Origin of the sequence: Citrobacter sp. Ca225 (assembly GCF_030337175.1) — a bacterium.
In the GTDB taxonomy this organism is placed as follows: domain Bacteria; phylum Pseudomonadota; class Gammaproteobacteria; order Enterobacterales; family Enterobacteriaceae; genus Citrobacter_A; species Citrobacter_A amalonaticus.
Genome location: NZ_JAOWCD010000085.1, coordinates 1 through 17,435 on the forward strand (window position 1 = coordinate 1; position 17,435 = coordinate 17,435).

General features: G+C 52.9%; 17 protein-coding genes and 3 pseudogenes. 4 read left to right on the forward strand and 16 right to left on the reverse strand.

What is annotated here, in order from left to right; translation table 11 throughout:
* Window positions 1-41: 41 nt before the first annotated feature.
* The 8 genes and pseudogenes from tnpC to OGW13_RS15685 form a co-directional block, all read right to left on the reverse strand.
* On the reverse strand, window positions 42-1,577 hold the full coding sequence (gene tnpC, locus OGW13_RS15660) for an IS66 family transposase (protein ID WP_001000406.1): 1,536 nt from the start codon (window positions 1,575-1,577) through the stop codon (window positions 42-44).
* Window positions 1,578-1,626: 49 nt separating this feature from the next.
* Complete coding sequence (gene tnpB, locus OGW13_RS15665; protein WP_000609174.1) at window positions 1,627-1,974, reverse strand: IS66 family insertion sequence element accessory protein TnpB; 348 nt, start codon at window positions 1,972-1,974, stop codon at window positions 1,627-1,629.
* The gene (tnpA, locus tag OGW13_RS25745) at window positions 1,971-2,354 is read right to left on the reverse strand and encodes an IS66-like element accessory protein TnpA (protein WP_001201739.1); all 384 of its coding nucleotides are present in this window, start codon (window positions 2,352-2,354) and stop codon (window positions 1,971-1,973) included. Before tnpA ends, tnpB begins: the two co-directional genes overlap by 4 nt.
* A gap of 84 nt (window positions 2,355-2,438) precedes the next feature.
* Window positions 2,439-3,299 (reverse strand): annotated as a pseudogene (locus OGW13_RS15670) (MFS transporter); the annotation flags it as partial.
* 38 nt (window positions 3,300-3,337) lie between these two features.
* A complete protein-coding gene (locus OGW13_RS15675) occupies window positions 3,338-3,910 on the reverse strand; it encodes a DUF1349 domain-containing protein (RefSeq protein WP_042999399.1) in 573 nt (190 codons plus the stop codon).
* Between the two features lie 134 nt (window positions 3,911-4,044).
* Window positions 4,045-4,146 carry an N-acetyltransferase gene (locus tag OGW13_RS25750; RefSeq protein WP_333494260.1) on the reverse strand — a complete coding sequence of 34 codons (102 nt, stop codon included), beginning with the start codon at window positions 4,144-4,146 and terminating at the stop codon, window positions 4,045-4,047.
* Window positions 4,147-4,267: 121 nt separating this feature from the next.
* Window positions 4,268-4,702 carry a VOC family protein gene (locus OGW13_RS15680; RefSeq protein ID WP_042999400.1) on the reverse strand — a complete coding sequence of 145 codons (435 nt, stop codon included), beginning with the start codon at window positions 4,700-4,702 and terminating at the stop codon, window positions 4,268-4,270.
* A gap of 804 nt (window positions 4,703-5,506) precedes the next feature.
* Window positions 5,507-5,728 (reverse strand): annotated as a pseudogene (locus tag OGW13_RS15685) (DDE-type integrase/transposase/recombinase); the annotation flags it as partial.
* A gap of 143 nt (window positions 5,729-5,871) precedes the next feature.
* Here OGW13_RS15685 and OGW13_RS15690 point away from each other — a divergent pair.
* Window positions 5,872-6,906: a LacI family DNA-binding transcriptional regulator gene (locus OGW13_RS15690; protein ID WP_042999402.1), complete on the forward strand. Its 1,035-nt coding sequence runs from the start codon at window positions 5,872-5,874 to the stop codon at window positions 6,904-6,906.
* 40 nt (window positions 6,907-6,946) lie between these two features.
* On the opposite strand, the gene OGW13_RS15695 is transcribed toward OGW13_RS15690, so the two are convergent.
* From OGW13_RS15695 to OGW13_RS15710, 4 genes are all read right to left on the reverse strand, one after another.
* Window positions 6,947-7,366 (reverse strand): RbsD/FucU family protein, encoded by a 420-nt coding sequence (locus OGW13_RS15695; protein ID WP_044254078.1) that lies wholly within the window; start codon window positions 7,364-7,366, stop codon window positions 6,947-6,949.
* Between the two features lie 46 nt (window positions 7,367-7,412).
* The gene (locus OGW13_RS15700) at window positions 7,413-8,177 is read right to left on the reverse strand and encodes an SDR family NAD(P)-dependent oxidoreductase (RefSeq protein ID WP_054176822.1); all 765 of its coding nucleotides are present in this window, start codon (window positions 8,175-8,177) and stop codon (window positions 7,413-7,415) included.
* Window positions 8,178-8,294: 117 nt separating this feature from the next.
* The gene (locus OGW13_RS15705) at window positions 8,295-10,169 is read right to left on the reverse strand and encodes a TRAP transporter large permease (protein ID WP_052443876.1); all 1,875 of its coding nucleotides are present in this window, start codon (window positions 10,167-10,169) and stop codon (window positions 8,295-8,297) included.
* A gap of 73 nt (window positions 10,170-10,242) precedes the next feature.
* The gene (locus tag OGW13_RS15710; protein ID WP_051642301.1) at window positions 10,243-11,286 is read right to left on the reverse strand and encodes a TRAP transporter substrate-binding protein; all 1,044 of its coding nucleotides are present in this window, start codon (window positions 11,284-11,286) and stop codon (window positions 10,243-10,245) included.
* 450 nt (window positions 11,287-11,736) lie between these two features.
* On the opposite strand from OGW13_RS15710, the gene cuyB reads away from it, so the two are divergent.
* Window positions 11,737-12,471, forward strand: a complete 735-nt coding sequence (gene cuyB / locus OGW13_RS15715; protein WP_042999407.1) for a cysteate racemase — start codon at window positions 11,737-11,739, stop codon at window positions 12,469-12,471.
* A gap of 7 nt (window positions 12,472-12,478) precedes the next feature.
* Here the strand turns inward: cuyB and hypT are convergent, their stop codons facing one another.
* From hypT to OGW13_RS15735, 4 genes are all read right to left on the reverse strand, one after another.
* Entirely contained in the window at window positions 12,479-13,387 is a 909-nt protein-coding gene (gene hypT / locus OGW13_RS15720) for a hypochlorite stress DNA-binding transcriptional regulator HypT (RefSeq protein WP_042999408.1), read from the reverse strand.
* A 70-nt stretch (window positions 13,388-13,457) separates the two neighbouring features.
* On the reverse strand, window positions 13,458-14,624 hold the full coding sequence (gene iadA, locus OGW13_RS15725; protein ID WP_054176823.1) for a beta-aspartyl-peptidase: 1,167 nt from the start codon (window positions 14,622-14,624) through the stop codon (window positions 13,458-13,460).
* A 13-nt stretch (window positions 14,625-14,637) separates the two neighbouring features.
* On the reverse strand, window positions 14,638-15,099 hold the full coding sequence (locus OGW13_RS15730) for a YjiG family protein (protein WP_042999410.1): 462 nt from the start codon (window positions 15,097-15,099) through the stop codon (window positions 14,638-14,640).
* Window positions 15,096-15,782 (reverse strand): nucleoside recognition domain-containing protein, encoded by a 687-nt coding sequence (locus OGW13_RS15735; protein WP_042999411.1) that lies wholly within the window; start codon window positions 15,780-15,782, stop codon window positions 15,096-15,098. Before OGW13_RS15735 ends, OGW13_RS15730 begins: the two co-directional genes overlap by 4 nt.
* Before the next feature lie 470 nt (window positions 15,783-16,252).
* Here OGW13_RS15735 and evgA point away from each other — a divergent pair, with 470 nt between their 5' ends.
* Window positions 16,253-16,882: an acid-sensing system DNA-binding response regulator EvgA gene (evgA, locus tag OGW13_RS15740; protein WP_042999412.1), complete on the forward strand. Its 630-nt coding sequence runs from the start codon at window positions 16,253-16,255 to the stop codon at window positions 16,880-16,882.
* A gap of 140 nt (window positions 16,883-17,022) precedes the next feature.
* Window positions 17,023-17,435, forward strand: a pseudogene (locus tag OGW13_RS15745) (IS5-like element ISKpn26 family transposase); the annotation flags it as partial.

Sequence of the window (17,435 nt, forward strand, 5' to 3'; positions counted from 1 at the left end):
GTAAGCGTGCAGTGAGAACCGTATTGACGAAGTGAAGCTGGTCAGGCAGGCAGAGTAACCCGCCACGGGAGCAGAGCACCCACCCGGTTCACAGGCCAGTCGGCGATGACATCAAGTACATGATGCAGATAGCGTTCCGGATCCACGCCGTTTAATTTGCACGTCCCGATAAGACTGTACAGTGACGCACCGCGCTCACCACCATGATCCGAGCCGAAGAACAGCCAGTTTTTTCTCCCCAGACTGACCAGTCGTAGGGCGTTTTCGGCAATGTTATTATCCACCTCCACCCAGCCATCTTCTGCATAGCGGGTCAGCGCCGGCCACTGGTTCAGCGCATACCCGAACGCCTTCGCCAGTTCTGAGTGCCTTGAGAGGGTTTTCTGTTTCTCCCGCAGCCACCCCTCCAGTGACGCCAGCAGCGGCAGCACTTTTTGGTGCCGGACTGCCTGCCGTTCCTCTGCTCTTTTACCTCTGAGCTCCGACTCGATGGCATACAGCTCGCCGATCCGTTTCAGCGCCTCCTCCGTCAGGGCTGACGGGGTACGGACGTGAACATCGTGGATTTTTCGGCGGGCATGGGCCCAGCACGCGGCTTCCTTTATATGGCCGTCGCGGTAGAGCTCGTTGAACCCGGCGTAGGCATCAGCCTGCAGTACGCCACTGAAGCCTGCAAGATGGGTCTGAGGGTGGATACCTTTTCTGTCCGGGCTGTAAGCGAACCACACTGCGGGGGCCAGCGCTGATCCGGCGTTGCGGTCGTCTCGAACGTACGTCCATAAGCGCCCGGTCTTCGTCTTCTTATTGCCCGGCAACAGCACCGGGACAGGCGTATCGTCAGCATGGAGTTTGCCGTCGGTCAGGACATAGTGCTGAAGGGCTTCATCCAGCGGTGCCAGCAGACGACAACACGCATCCACCCAGCCCGACAGTACAGAACGACTCAACACTACACCCTGGCGGGCATAGATCTCCGACTGGCGATACAGCGGTGTGTGCTCTGCATACTTTGAGGTCAGCACTCGGGCCAGCAGCCCCGGTCCGGCGATCCCCCGTTCGATGGGGCGCGAAGGAGCCGGGGCCTGAACGATGCGATCGCACCGACGGCAGGCATGCTTTTCACGGACTGTCCGGATAACCCGGAAGGCGCTGCGCATCAGCTCCAGCTGTTCGGCGGCATCCTCACCCAGGTAACTCAGCGAACCACCGCACTCCGGGCAACACGGCTCAGTCGGCAGCAGCCGCTTCTCATCCCGTGGGAGTGACTCAGGGAACGGTTTGCGGGTGCGGGTCTGACGCAGCGGGCGCTGCACTGCCGGGTCATCCACCCGGCCGGTCAGCGTATCGCTTTCCTGCTGCAGCAGGTTCAGGTCAGCTTCCATTTGCGCGATACGGCGAGATACCTTTTCGGAACGACTGCCGAAGTTCATCCGGCGCAGCTTATCCAGTTGCGCCTGCAGATGGTCTATTTCGCGTTCCCGGTTGCTCAGCTTTTCCTGCAGGGCGTGGATCAACGCTTCCTGTTCGGCCAGGCGCTGTTTCAGCAGAAGGATGTCGTCAGAAGAGGTATCGTTCATAATCCTGTATTTTACCAGGCTTATTCTGCGACAACCAGGATAAAGAGCGCTACAACATGGTCAGGGATGTCAGTAACCGCTTTGGCTGTCGCCAGTCGATACCTTCCATCAGCATCGCCAGTTGCGCCGGCGTCAGGAACACTTTGCCATCGCGGGCTGAGGGCCAGGCGAAGCGACCACGTTCCAGTCGCTTTGTCAGCAGGCACAGACCATCGCCGGTGGACCAGAGCAGTTTTACCTGACTGCCGCTGCGTCCCCGGAAGATGAAGACGTGGCCGGACATCGGGTCATCTTTCAGCGCGGTCTGCACCTTTGCGGCGAGGCCATTGAAGCCGTTGCGCATATCGGTGATACCGGCAACCAGCCAGATTTTTGTGCCTGCGGGAAGATTTATCATACCGGCCCCCGCATCAGTTCGCGCAGGACAGTGCTCATGAGTTCAGCAGAGGGATGAGTCAGTGTTATTTCTCCTCCCCGACATTTTATGTGGCAGGTAGCGGGAGGAGAGCAGGATGGTAGTTCGAAGGTTGGGAGAGAAGAGCCCGCCTGAAGCTGCACGGGTATCAGGGCAGGAAGCGACGATGAGTTTTTTCGGGGCCGACAGACCCGCCCTTCACGCTGCCAGAGCCTTATCCATTTAAAGAGCAGGTTATCATTGACGTCATGTTTCCGGGCCAGTGCGGCAATACTGCCTTCTTCTTCAAGAGCCAGCCTGACCAGTTCCATTTTGAATTCAGGGGAATAGTGTTTCCGGGGAAGTCTTTCTTTAGCGCGCATGAGGTGTCCACCTGCAAAATAAGTGGGTGCTTAAGTTACAGGATCCTGGATTCGGGACCAGACGGTACTCAGACGACGCTTACAGATAAAGCGCGGTGAAGTGGGGTCTTTGATAAAATTCGCGACGATGATGCTGGCAATAATCACCCCGCCAAATACAGGTACCTGAGTCCAGGCATACATACCGGGTGACATCCCGCCATCCTCAATCAGGATCACCGGAGAGAGCGCGACCCAGGTAATCATCGGCAGGTTACCGAATGACAGGGCCAGGGCACCCGTCAGTACCACCGGATGTCTGAAGGCGCTGATAAAATCGGATAATACATCTCCAGGATGAAACCCCTGGCCCTGACGTTTGACTGTCTCCGGCATTTTAATCATCAACATGACCCAGGCCATCAGACTCATCCCTCCGATGATCGCAAATAACAGCTTCCAGTGCATAAAGGACATCAGAGCTGCTCCAGCCAGTGGGCCGATGACAGGCGCAAGCAATACGATTGAGGTCAGAGCAGCCATGATACGGATGGAATCCTTTTCATCAAAGGCCTCCTGTATTGACACATAACCAACGGTGGAGATGAAGCAAATACTGGTTCCCTGTATAAAACGGGCAATAAAATATTGCTCGATCGTGGTGACAAACATCATGCCCAGACAGGCCAGGGCAAAGATCATTGCACCAGTGAGCAGGACGGGACGGCGACCAATCCGGTCAGAGAGAGGACCGAGGAGCCACTGGAGCGCCAGACCTCCGGCCATATAAAGACTGACAGAGGCAGGCGCGAGAGTGATATCAGCCTGAAGCTCACGGATGATGTGGATGATGCCCGGCTGGATGAGATCCGTGGTCAGATAGGCTGAAAAATCGTAGATGACCATCGCCAGTGGAAATAATAGAACGCTGCCATACCTGTTAAGGCGTCCCGTAAATGGCTTCATAAACGGGTTCTCCGTTTTTTATAACCCCTTGATTTTAATCAACTCAGATCGTGCAGTTCTTTATCCATCGCAGGAGTCAGTCTGAGATCAAGAAATTCTACCTCCAACCCCTGGCGCTGAGGTGTACAACACATGACGCCCGTTCTTACTGGGCCCATGGGAAAATGACATAAGCGAAGTAATGGCCAGTGCTGTCCATCTGAGGAGTACTGCAATCGTAACGCATCTTTTTTACGGGTCAGACGCAGCCAGAATTCCTTCGGATCCCCGGGAAAGAGTCCTGTAGCCCAGTCGGAATATCCCTGCGTGAGTACACTCCCGATTGCAGGTGCTCCATCGTTAAATTCGATGCCAGCTTTGAGCCAGTGCTGTTCGTCAGAGAGAATCATAATTCCGGCCTGGTCATAGAGTGTGGTGAAGTCTGCGCGGATCCTGACCTGAAAAGTAAAATCATCTGTTACGTCAGTGGCGTAGATATGACCTGAAAAACGCTCAAACCCGTACCAGGTATGACGCCAGAAATCGGTGTGATCATCAGTGATTACCGACAGGGTATTATTCCCGTAGTGCCATTTAGCGGGCTCATTGATCCATTCAAACTTGCAACTCATCATTATTCTCCTGTCATCCGGAATGCAGCATAACGATAGTTTAAAATGTCAGTTCCATCTCAAACTGGCATAACGGTTCAGCCTGATAACCCGCCGCAGTAAATAATGGTGCCAGCATTTCTGGCATAGATACATCAGCATTGTTTTGCCAGTCCCTGGCTCCGGTACTCGGGCAGCACACCAAATTCGGTCAGATGCGCTTTGTCCATTCTGTGGGTTACGATGGCTATTGCCACCGGGTTATCATTGATCAGTCAGACAAACGAGTCTTTAGCTGATACCGGAATAACGGTCATAGATAAAGCTCTACATTGCGGTTTTCGGGAGCTACAGGGGGAAAATATGCTCCCTGTTTTCTCAGACAGTGAAGCTGATTTCTACAGAGCGGGCACTGCGATCGCCCTCACCATGGTAAACAGCTTCAATATTGTTACCGTCCGGATCCAGAACAAAAGCGGCATAGTATCCGGGATGGTAGGTTCGTTCGGCGGGGGCGCCGTTATCACGTCCGCCATGATTTAGCGCTGCGCGGTAAAATGCGTCCACCGATTCACGGTCTGTGGCCTGAAAGGCCAGATGGTGCCGTCCTGTAGGCACCCCTCCAGCCCCCGAACTTTTTACCGATGAAATGACCAGTTCGTCAGCCCAGATATAATCGTCATCTGTGATAACCAGGGGGATCTTAAGTTCCGCCAGCACAGCAGTGTAAAATGCTTTGCTTGCGTCAAAGTTGTTTACCACGAGCTGGATATGGTCGATAAGTCTGCCACGATGAAGCGTATAGTTTTCCACGGCTCATTTCCTTATTCACACTCTGTCAGTCAGGCCTGTATCTGTGAAATTGAACAAAGGTACAACCCTACGTATAACTTATATTGCTGAAAAAATACGTTAATATTTGTGCTCTGTACCCGACAGGTATCAGAAAATCATTCCAGATTGAGTCTTTGGACAGGAATTACTATTCTGCTATTCGCTTAAGAGCAGGCTCTCAATTGCCAGTTGTAAAATAAATAGCAGAGATGAGATGAGAGCAAGCCATTTTAGGGGGCGCAGTTTACGTTCAGGTATAGAGAGCGTATGGAGTATGGCATGACGCTTCATTTTATTGAGTGGCATGCTACCTCCTTGAAAAAGAGCCGCCTGCGCAGGCGGCTAAGCAATGAAAACAAGAGTTATTCCACAAACCAGGTCACTGTGAGCAAGGCCAGTTGTCATGGGGCTAACATAACGGTTGGGACGGTAGGAAAAAAGGCCACGGGTGGCCAAAAGTTTTCCATTTCGAGTCGACAGCTTCCTCCAGGAGTGCTGTTCGTTTGTTAGCCAGAACAGCTTAACGGATAAAAGCAGTATCTCCATGTTAAATGAGTGGTTGTTTAGCGTTTATTTAAACAATGCCGATCAAATAATACGTACTCAAATAATAAACCGAGCAGGACTATCCAGTCCTGCTAATTGACATGCGTTCATGAGAACTGGAGAAATAATTCCTTCTGATGTGCCACAATGCAATCACACCCCGGTCAGGAGATTCCCGGGTTTAAGTAGCGTGATTAACCGGCACTGTATCTGAAAGTTATCACTTAACGAATAACGGCGTTCTTTTTTCAGCGAACTGAAGAACGATTTGACCACCGCAGTATCCCAGCAGTTACTACGTCGGCTCATACTGGAGGCCAGGTTATTGGTCCAACAGAACCGCCGCCAGTCGCCACTGTCGTACTGGCTGCCCTGGTCTGAGTGCACGATAACCTCGTCGTCAGGTTTATGTCGCCAGACTGCAATCAGCAGCGCATCCAGTGCTAGCGAGTGGTTCACTTGCTTAATTATGCCTGATACATTGCATTGACAGCTCCGTCTGTAACGTTACACTAAACCGTTGTAGTTCATAATTCCTGAGAAGATGGCGATGCCGGGTATGTGTGTCTTCCGCCATTCATCGATTGCCGCAAAGGAGATGTATGGCGAATATTCGTGATGTCGCAAAGCATGCTGGCGTTTCCGTCAGTACGGTATCCAATGTGCTCAACGGTCGGACCGATCAAATGCGGGCTGAAACCCTGGCGCGTATCCAGCAGAGCATGCAGACGCTGAATTACTTTCCAAACCGGGTGGCGCAACAGCTCAAGACCGGTCAGGCCAAAATGATTGGTTTGCTGGTGCCGTCCATTGTGAATCCCAGCTTTGCTGCCCTGGCCCGTGAAGTCGATCTGGCCGCCAAAAAGCGCCAACTGCGGGTGCTGATTGGAAATACCTACCGACAAATTGAAGAAGAAGAAGCCTTTCTGGACGACATGTTTTCCCACGGCGTCCGCGGGATTATCGTTGCCGCCTGCGATATTGAAAAAGCGCATTTTGCGCAAGCGGCCGAGCAGGGCATGGTGATGGTGAACTATGATGGCCGTATGCCTGTGCGTGCTCAGTCGGGTCATTTTGCGCTGGACAGTGTATCAATGGATAACATTGAGGCCGGGCGAATGGCAGCAGAACACCTGATTGCACAGGGGTGCCGTCGCCTCGCGTTTGCCACGGTGGAAGGGATGACCCCCAGCCGTGCGCACAAAATTGAGGGCTTTCTCCGCGCGGTGCAAGACCACGGGCTTTATCGGGAAGGAATGATCGTTGAAGGCCAGGCCATGGCGGCCTATGGCGACACAGAAATGACAGAACTCGGGCGGGCGCTGGCGTTAAAAATCAGCCAGCAGCCGGTGTTCCCGGATGGTATTGTCGCGATCAACGATGCGTTGGGCATTGGGCTGATGGCTGGTCTGCATCAGGCCGGGATCCATGTGCCGGAACAGATCTCTATTGTGGGCATCGACAATATTCCGCTCTCCGGACTGGTTTTCCCTGGCCTGACGTCCATCATGCCGCCGCTTCGGGAGATGGCAGAAGTGATGGTGGAGCGGTTGATCGAGCGGACTGAAAATCCGGCCATTCCGCCAGAGGAGTTTCTGTTCCCTCCGTCGCTGGTTTCCCGACAATCGGTACAGTAGCGGCGAGGCACGAGAAGAACGATACGTTCTTCTCGCTCTGTCATACCAGCGTTGGGGCTACGGTCAGCAGAATATTGGCGAAGCGGCGGGTTTCGCCGGAGGCGATGACCAGGAGCGTGTCAGACGATTTGGCCAGCGAATAAAACGCGTTACGTTCAACATGTTCAACTTCGATCGCCTCAGAAAGCATGCCACGGTATTCACGCTCGACCGTATTATCAAAATCCGCCGGGCTTGCCATTAACGTGGCTTTTTCCACATTAATATAGCCAAGGATTTTCTCCAGAATGACGACGCTCCCGATCATCCCTGGAGTGAAATTAAGCCAGATAATCCGTGCCTGCGCAGAAGTATTGGTTAGAAAAGAGTAATTGGCATCGGTGATTAAAATATTCGCCTTGTGTCCGCACTGTGCCAGCGCCTGTAATAAATCAGGATGAATAATATCTGACTTGATCATATGTCATACCTTTTAAAACTGGCGGGCATTATCGCCCGCCGCATTTTTATGCCCGGTAAATACCGCCGTTAATATCGATGGTGGCACCGGAAACGAAGCCATCATATTCAGAAGCGAGGAAACAGATGACCCTTGCCACATCTTCCGGGGTGCCCGCGCGTCCCAGAGGAATGGCCTGGATTGTCTGCTCGGCAGAGGCCTGCGTAGTATGCTGATTATGAAAACGCGTGCCGAGAATCAGTCCCGGCGCAACGGCATTGACGCGGATGCCGTGTTCACCGAGCTCCGCGGCAAGCGAGCGAGTCCAGGTCAGCACCGCGCCTTTGGTGGTGGAGTAGACCAGAGAACCCGCATGGCCGCCAGAGCGCCCGGCCAGGGAGGCCAGGTTAACAATACTGGCGCCGTCTGGCGCGGCCTTCAGCCACGGTAATGCCTGCTGAGTGACATTCAGCATCGTCGTCATATTGACGTCGATCACCGTGCGCCAGAAATGTGGCTCAATCTCACCCAGCCATTTGCGGGCAATAATGCCGCCAACGTTATTGATCAGAATATCGATACCGCCGAGGAATTCCGCTGCCTGTGCCACACAGCGGGCTGCATCTTCTTCATCGGTTAAATCGGCGAAACCACAGGCCGCGCGACAGCCTTGCTGTTCGGCGAGCGCCATTAATTCCCGTGGGCCTTCTTCGCCACTGAAATAATGAATATAAATATCGCATCCCGCCTCAATCAGTTTTTTCGCGCTCTCTTTACCAATGCCTTGTTCTGCACCTGTAATAAACGCTTTTTTACCCGTTAATAATCCCATTTCATACTCCCATTATTCATATTTAAACGGCATCAGGTAATGACGTGACATCGTTTTACCGTTTTTTGTGCGTGGATATCCCTGCCACCTGAGCGTGGCAAATACAGGACTTCATTATCAGTAGCCGGCCAGTCCGGGCAGCCAGGTGGTTAATGGTGGCGCCATGGCGACAATAATGATGCCGACAAAAACCACCGCCAGATATTTCGCCATCGGTTTGATGACGTGCTTCATCTCCACGCCACAAATGGCGCAGGTGGTATAGAGACCCAGGCCGATCGGCGGTGAGAACAGACCAAAGCCCATCGCCATGATCATCACAATGCCAAAGTGCAGCGGGTTAAAGCCAAGCTGAATGGCTATTGGCACCAGAATCGGGGCGAAAATGATCAGCGCAGGCGCACCTTCAAGAACCGCGCCAAAGATGATCAGAATAACAATGGTCAATATCAGGAACAGCCAGGCCCCTTGCTCCATGCCAATGCCAACCAGCAGTTCAGCGATCTGTTGTGGGATCATTTGAATGGTCAGGGCATAAGAAAGGCTGGTCGCACAGGCCACGATGAACAGCAAGACGCCGGACATTGCCGCAATATCAACGAACATTTTCACTGTGGCTTTCAGCGTCAGCTCACCAAACGCCAGGCGACCCACCACAATGGCGTAGATCACTGCGAAGGCGGAAATTTCCGTGGAGGTGGCGATCCCCATCATGACCCCGCGGCCAATCATGAAGATCATGACCAGACCGACAGCGGCACCGAGGTAAAGCTGAGTCCGCGGGCGTAATACCGGATAGGCTTCGCTGACGTTAATTTTCCCGCCGAAACGGTTGGCGGCGACCATTAACAGCACCAACAGGCAAGCTGCAGGGATGAGGCCTGCGATAAACAACGCGCCGATGGAAATATTGGCGACAAAGCCCATCACGATCAGGTTCACGCAGGGTGGAATGGTTTCCGCCATTACCGCGGAGGCGGCAAATACCCCGGCGGCTTCTTCGCTGTCCTGCTTCGCGCGACGTACCGCAGGCATTAACACTCCGCCGACGGCGGCCACATCCGCCAGTTTGGAACCGGAGATGCCTGAGAAAAAGGCCATCGACAGTACGGTGGTCATGTTCAGACCGCCGCGAAAGCGTCCCATACCACGCACAATCAGTTCGACCAGACGCGTGGACATGCCGTTGATTTCCATTGCCGCTCCGGCGAGCAAGAAGAACGGAATCGCCAACAGAACAAAGTGGTCAACGCCCGCCGCTACCTGCTGGGAGAAAAAGACAAACGGCAGGGAAGGGTCGCAGATAAAAAAGACCATTGCCGACATGCCGAGTGTGAAGGCGATTGGCACACCGGCCAGAATGCCAAGCACGAAGCAAATCAGCATCAGGCCCGCCGCCGCGCTGGCCGGATCGGCCATCAGCGACAGTTTCAGATAACCCAGCGCCGCCAGCACAATGATCCCTGCGCCGCTAAGCAACACCACTTTTGTGCGTTCATGCAGCGCATGTTCCAGCGCAGCCACCATCATCACCACGGAACCGATTAATACCGGAATCACGTAAATGGTCTGCGGCAGGCCCGTCTCGGTGGTTTGCAGTCGCGCGGCCTGCACCAGATCGTAACTGGAAACGACCAGTCCAACGGAGACCAGAAACAGGATCCAGCGGCTGGCATGAACAACGTAAGGGCGAACGCTTTCAGGCAGGAAGCGTAAGAACAGATCGACGCCAATGTGTCCGCCTCGGCCGGTTGAGGTGGCGACGCCAAAAAAGACCAGCGCAATCATCAACGCTCGCGCCACCTCTTCCGCCCAGTGGATCGGTGAATGCAGGGCGTAGCGCCAGATCACCGAAGCAAATACCACCAGCACGTTGATAAACAACACCAGCGCTCCGGCCCAGGACGTTAACGTGGTCAGAAATCGACTCAGCCGCCCCAACAGCGTCAACAAAGACTTTTCATCCTTTGTTTTCATCGGGATATCAGCCATGATGAACTCCTTTCATGGTTTGTGTGGGCAACATCGCCGACCCGCTAAACGCCACAGGCCGACGATGCTCGGCTTATGGTTTGTCGCTCGGCGCGGCGGCGCTGATCTCGTCCACCATCGGTTTCAGATCCGGGTATTTATCCAGGAAGGCTTTCCAGACAGGCTGTACGGCCTGTGCGAAGAACGCGCGATCGGTTTCCCGGAAAGTGACGCCTTTCGCCTCCAGGTTTTTAATCGCTTCCAGTTCTTTCTGGCTGGCCTGCTGGCGTTCGTATTCCGTGGCCTCTTTCGCTGCGGCCAGCACGTCGGCACGTAATGACTCTGGGATCTGCTCGAAGCTCTTCTTGTTCATGGCAATCATCAGCGGGTTATAGCTATGGCGGGTCAGCGTGCCATTTTTGATGATTTCATAATATTTGCTGGCATAGATGGTGGGCGCATCATGCTCGACGCCATCGATCACGCCCATTTGCAGGCTGGAATAGACTTCTCCGCCCGGCATGGGAATGGCCACCGCCCCCATGTGATTCAGCGTGGCGATAAAGTTAGGCACCGGCAGTACGCGGATTTTCAGATTCTTTAAATCCTCCGGCTTTTCAATTGCCTTTTTGGTGTACACGTTGCGCGCGCCAAGGTTATAGCCATAGCCCAGCACCATTACGTTTGCTTTATCCATCATCAGTTTAGAAAGCTGCTCACCGGCTTTGCCGTCCAGCGCTTTCCCGACCTGGTCATAGTCTTTAAACAGATATCCCAGATCCAGCACACCGACTTCCGGCACCAGCGTGGCCCAGATTGAGGTCCCTGAAATCATCATGTTAATGGCGCCGATACGGACCTGCTGTGTTGCATCGGCTTCTTTTCCCAGCATGGCGTTGGCAAAGTAATTAAGCTTAATCTGTCCTTTTAACTTCTCGTTTTTATTAAGGTTTTCCTGGAAGCGGTTGAACCAAATATAGTGCGCAGAGGAGTCATCTCCTGGCAGAGACGAGTAAACACGAAAATTGATTGCTGCCTGTGCTGAAGTGCTCAGCACACTGCCTGCAATCAGGGCGCTACTGAGGCAAGCGAGTGCCAGAAAACGTCTGGCTGAACGAAACGGGGTTGTTTTCATCATGATTATCCTTTCTCACAGTGTAGAGGTCGTGATAACGCCATCTGGCAAGGTGGACGCAGCCAGCTGGTTTAACGAAAAAGTCGCTGATTCTGTTTTCTGTAACGTTTTAGTGTAACGTTACAGACGCTATCCGACTCACTGTGCAAATGCAATATGCTTCCTTTCATCAAGATGAGTGATATGTGAATTTTGTGGCGGGTATCGCTAATTTCCGGGCGCGTGTTACAAAACCGAAACGGGGTGTTCGCTGTTTAGTCACTGTTTAGTGAGACAGGCTACAGAAACCGGTACGTCGTTGGTGCCCGGGAGCGCAGACAGCAGTCTGTGTAAACCGATTCGCGTCTGTCAGGTGATAACTTTTACGCATAGCTGCTTAGAAAATGGCATTTTTTACATAAGCATCAAGGTGATAGTGTCAATTGAAATGACAGAGAAAGCACGGTGCAGATGATGAAACATACCATTGGGATTCTGGGCGGCATGGGGCCCGCAGCAACGGCGGACATGCTGGAAAAATTTGTTGAATTGCGCAGCGCCAACTGCGATCAGCAACATATCCCGCTCATCGTTAGCTCAATCCCGGACATTCCCGATCGTACAGCCTGTCTGCTTTCTGGCGGCCCCTCTCCCTTGCACTATCTGGAGCGTTATCTGCATATGCTGGAAGATGCAGGGGCTGAGTGTATCGTCATACCCTGTAACACCGCACACTACTGGTTTGATGATTTACGGGCAGTGGCAAAGGCGGAAATGATCAGCATTCTGGATGCCACGCTGAGTGAAATTCCTCCCGGCGTGACTCGCGTCGGCCTGCTGGCAACAAACGCCACGCTTGCGACAGGGTTATACCAGAAAAAAATGACTGCGCAGGGGCTCTCACTGATTCAGCCGGAAGAGGCGGGGCAGGCGCAGGTGATGCAGGCAATTTACGCATTGAAAAGCGGAGATAAAGCCACCGCGCAAAGGTTGCTGTTTCCACAAATTGAGCGACTGATTTCCCATGGTGCGCAGATCATTATTATGGGCTGCACCGAGATCCCGTTAATTGTGGCCGGGCATGAGAGCAATTTTGGGTGCCGGTTTATTGACTCAACCGCGTCTCTGGTACACGCCGCCATTCGCTGGTATGAGTCATGGCCAGATACGCAGATGGATGAGCCTGTGCAGCAGGTTGCCTGCGTTTGAATTGCGCTCAGGGGACAGTATGCAGATGGTGCAGTTCTTTCCAGAACCGCTCCGCCAGGGGCGTCATCCGCGTATCCATCCGGTAAGCATAAGCCTGAATAGGAATAATCAGCTCGTCCTGGTTCAGCACAATGAGCTGTCGATTACGAATCTCCTGACGAATCGCATACTCCGGGAGCCAGGCGATTCCACAACCGTCCAGCGCAACCTGCTTAAGCAATTCACTCATCGAAGAGACAAAAAATGTACTGAAACTCAGCTCGGTATAGCGGGTTAACGTTCGGTTGATAAGCCGCCCCATATAGGAGTTCTGGCTATAGTTGAGCAACGGGAACGCGGGTTGGTCGAGTGTGTATCGCGGTTTTCCGTTTTCATCGCTTGCACAGACGGGAAACAGTTGTGACTCAAACAAGTGAATATTGGCAAACGGTGGCTGGAGCAGGTTTTCGTCATAATAAGAGAAGATAAAGTCGCTTTGCCCCTCCCGCAACATATCGACCGCCTGATCGACATCGATCGCCTCAACCGACCAGGTAAACTGGGTTGGCATCTGGCTGACGATACCGGGTAACAGCCCCAGTGAAAGGGAGTGCGCAGCGGCAATCTTAATTTTACGCAGTGTGAAATCGCTGCCGCCACGGAGTTCAGCCAGGTTACTTTCCAGCTGTTGTAGCAGATGACGTATCTGAGAGTGAAAGATTTTGCCCTGTTCGGAGAGTTGCAGTGGCGAGACCTGACGATTGAACAATTCAACCCCGACCGCGTTTTCCAGGGCGCGAATACGACGGCTGAAGGCGGGTTGCGAGACATTACGAATAATCGCGGCCTGGGAGAAGTTTCGGCACTTTTCCAGCGTCAGAAAGTCATAAAGCCATTTCGTTTCAATGTTATACAAACCTGCACCACTCACATCCATTTATCATCACCTGTCAGCCGTCTGTCTGCGCCATTTTACGGGCATTCACACGGCTGACAACCGATTGCGCTTACTCGAAAGACCCCTTCACGCAGGCTTTCCCGTCAACCACCATGCGTTTGCCGTGAGCATAAACCTGCTCAATACACAATTCCGGCGTCATCACCAGCAGGTCGGCATCCTTACCGGGGGCGATTTCGCCTTTAGTGGACAGGTTAAGAAAGGTAGCCACACTGGTCGTCAACGGACGCAGTGCGTCGGTCAGAGTAAATCCGTAATCGTTGATTAGCGATTGCACGGTTTCAAGCAAGCTCTCGAAGCCCGCCACGCCAATTCCGGTGAGTTTTCCGGCATCATCAAACAACGGCTGACTACCATTACCATCAGAACTGACCGTTATCCGGGCAAGCGGTACACCGGCTTTGACTGCGCGAGCAACCCCCTCAGCCGGTGCAACCGGATCGGGGATACCGCTGGTGATGTCGATGGTGCCGCCCTTGAGCGCAAAGGCCAGTGCTTCTTCGAACAACGCCTCATTGCGGTTTACGTGGGTGGGAAGCAGCTTACTCATCGGCACATCGCTATTTTCGAGAATGTCGTACAGCGGTTTGAGCCCCTTTTTACTGTCGCCCATATGGAACACGCTGACACCCGGTTTGCCGCCCAGCAGGCCACCCACACGAGATTCTGCTGCCATGTTTGCCAGTTGATAATCGCCAGGCGCGGCAGAGCGGTGGTCAGAGACGGCGCATTTTACGCCGATAACGCGATCGATCAGCGCCACATCTTTTTCGACGGAACCGGTGATCGTCGGTGAAGGGACATGATAAGCGCCGGTTAGCATCCAGGCGGTGATCCCTTCTTCATTCAGCGCTCGGGTTTTCGCCAGCAGTGATTCCGGATGACGGGTTACGGAGTCGGTGCCGAGCAAACCAATGACGGTCGTGACCCCGGCTTCGGTCAGTCTGCTCAGTCTGACTTCTGGTGTTCGGGTCGTGGGGCCCGCTTCACCACCGCCGCCAATCAGGTGTACATGCTGATCGATAAAGCCAGGACACAGGATCCGTCCCTGGAGATTGATAACCTTACAATCCGGCACAATGTGAGGCGAGATATCGCGTGCAACGGCAATAATCTTGCCGTTGGCGAGAAACACGTCGCAAATCCCCTGATCTTCAGGGGTATAAAGGTGCGCACCTTGCAGTAACGTAAATTCTGCGAAGGATAAATCAGGCATGATAATTCCCTTTTTAAACAATAAGCTGCATAACCCAGATCGACAGTAATGCGTTGATGGCACATACCGCAATGATGTGGGGGTAATATTTGGCGTTCACTTCGGCGGTACCGAGGCAGCGACCCACGTTTTGTACCGGGTTACCCATCAGGTATATCGCCGGGAGCAGAACCGTGACGTCGTGACCATTTAATGCTCCTGCAGTGAGCAAACTGGCGGAAACGCCTACCGCGCCGCCCATACTCATCAGCGACGCTAACAGCACGGTGGCGGCTTCACCAGGAAGTCCCCAAAGTGCCATGACGGGCTGACAAATGTGTCCAACCCAGTCAAGTAAACCGGTGATTTTCAGCGCCTGAATAATGACGAACGCCATCACCACGTTTGGCAGCAGGTTAGTGGTGGCAATTGTAAAGCCGCGGCGGGCACCGTCGATAAACATGTCCATGACATTTTTGCGTACCTGAGTGGTCATGCTTGTGCTCCTTGCGTTGGGTTACGGCGTTCTTCAAAGTTGATCCAGATACGTAGCAGGTTGGCGCCGACAAATTTAAACACCAGAATCACGGCCAGCGGGACGATAACAGACGTTCCCAGAAACGCGAAGACGGCAACGCCAGAGGAAAAATAGTTGGTAATAATCGCGCTGCCGCTGGTCTGGTATGCGGCAAAAATGACTTTATCGCGCTCGGTGATTTCACCATCCTGCGCCAGTTCTTTCGTCATACCTGCAGCCGCATCGGTATTTTGTAAGTTAGCGATAAGCGCCAGCGAGCAGATGCCCGGAATGCCCAACAGCGGCTTCAGGATCGGCGTCATCAGTTGTTGCGCCGCACGCAATCCGCCAAGACCGTCGGTGATAGAAATAATGCCCAGTGACAAAATGACTGACGGCGCAAGTTCCAGCGCGAAAAGAAAACCATCTTTTGCGCCCGTACCGCCCGCGCCCCGGAAGGTGACGGTCGTTTGTGCCGCGCCATTCGCGATCTGACCAAACGAACCGTTCAGCACGCTAAAATCAAAAACACGCCACCAACCTTCCGTTCCGGAAAATACGCCGGAAAAGAAAATGATGGTCAGAAAAAATGCCAGATATCCCTTAAGTCCGACCTTTTCTGTTGCAAGCGGCAGCGCCGCCTGTTCCCCTTGTTGCGCCATAGCGAACCCCGTTTTTTTTTTTGATAATGTGTGTTTGTTGCGACAGGCCAGAAGTGGCCCGAACTCAATGACCTTACCAGCCATAGGGATATGGGGAAAATGCCAGAATGTTTCGCGCTATGCGTTTCTTGCATAGGGTGACAGAAATATCAGGATTAAAACGACCCGCCAATTTCTGCCTCGTTTTAACATTGCCAGATAATTTCTTTTCCATTTTTGTAAGGATAGTGGATTCAACGGCATGGTTTTAAACATTCAGAACATCGCTTCATGATGTGCAATAGCCTCAGTCATCACGATCGCATATGAGTGAGTATCCAGTGAAATATATACAGCCAGGGTGGGGGAAGTGATGAGAACAGTGAAGTACTCCGCACGACAAAGGTTAATGTAGAGGGTAATCTACCGTATCGTTTACGCTATTATTAATGACATAGCGTGTTTAGAACATCACGATCTTTGGGGGAATTATGAGTGGAATGCGTTCCCGCACGGCAATTATCGTGGACGACCATCCTCTGGCGCGTATGGCTATTCGTGGTGTACTGGAGAAAGATCGCGTTACGGTTCTCGGAGAGTATGAGGACGGGGCGATTGCGCTGAAGAGTTTGCTAAAAACGACTGCGGATATTGTGGTTATTGACGTTGAGATCCCCGGCGTCAATGGGGTAGAGCTGGTGGAGAAACTCAGAGCGAATCACTATCACGGCGTGTTAGTGGTCGTCTCAGCGAAAAACGATCGTTACTTCAGCAAGCGCTGTGCACAGGCGGGAGCGAACGCGTTTATCAGTAAAAAGCAGAACATGGATAATATCCTGGCGGCCATTAATGCCGCACAGAATGGGTATACCTATTTTCCATTTTTCTCCGAAGAAGCCTCCGAAATCCTCACCGATGCGCAGCGTCTGGAATCCCTTTCGACACAAGAGATGAAAGTCATGGGGCATGTGCTTAACGGTCTGGACAATTCGCAAATTGGTGAGGCGATGCATATTAGTGGTAAAACCGTCAGTACTTATAAAACGCGGCTCATGGAAAAACTCGGCTGTAAATCATTAATCGAACTGCTCTCGTTTGCTCATCAGAATAAGCTGACATGATGATAAATAAATGGCTGATGGCGGTGCTCATTATTTTATCCATCGGCGGGCGTGCTGTTTACGCACAACTAAGGAAGGTGCGAACAAGTTCCTGATATGAGATCATCATATTCATCCGGAGCGCATCCCAGAGGGACATCATGAGCCATCAACTCACCTTCGCCGATAGTGAATTCAGCACTAAGCGCCGTCAGACCCGAAAAGAGATTTTCCTCTCCCGCATGGAGCAGATTCTGCCATGGCAGAATATGACCGCTGTCATCGAGCCGTTTTATCCCAAGGCGGGCAATGGCCGACGGCCCTATCCGCTGGAGACCATGCTGCGTATTCACTGCATGCAGCATTGGTACAACCTGAGCGACGGTGCCATGGAAGATGCCCTGTACGAAATCGCCTCCATGCGCCTGTTTGCCCGATTATCCCTGGATAGCGCCCTGCCGGATCGCACCACCATCATGAATTTCCGCCACCTGCTCGAGCAGCATCAACTGGCCCGTCAATTGTTCAAGACCATCAATCGCTGGCTGGCCGAAGCAGGCGTCATGATGACCCA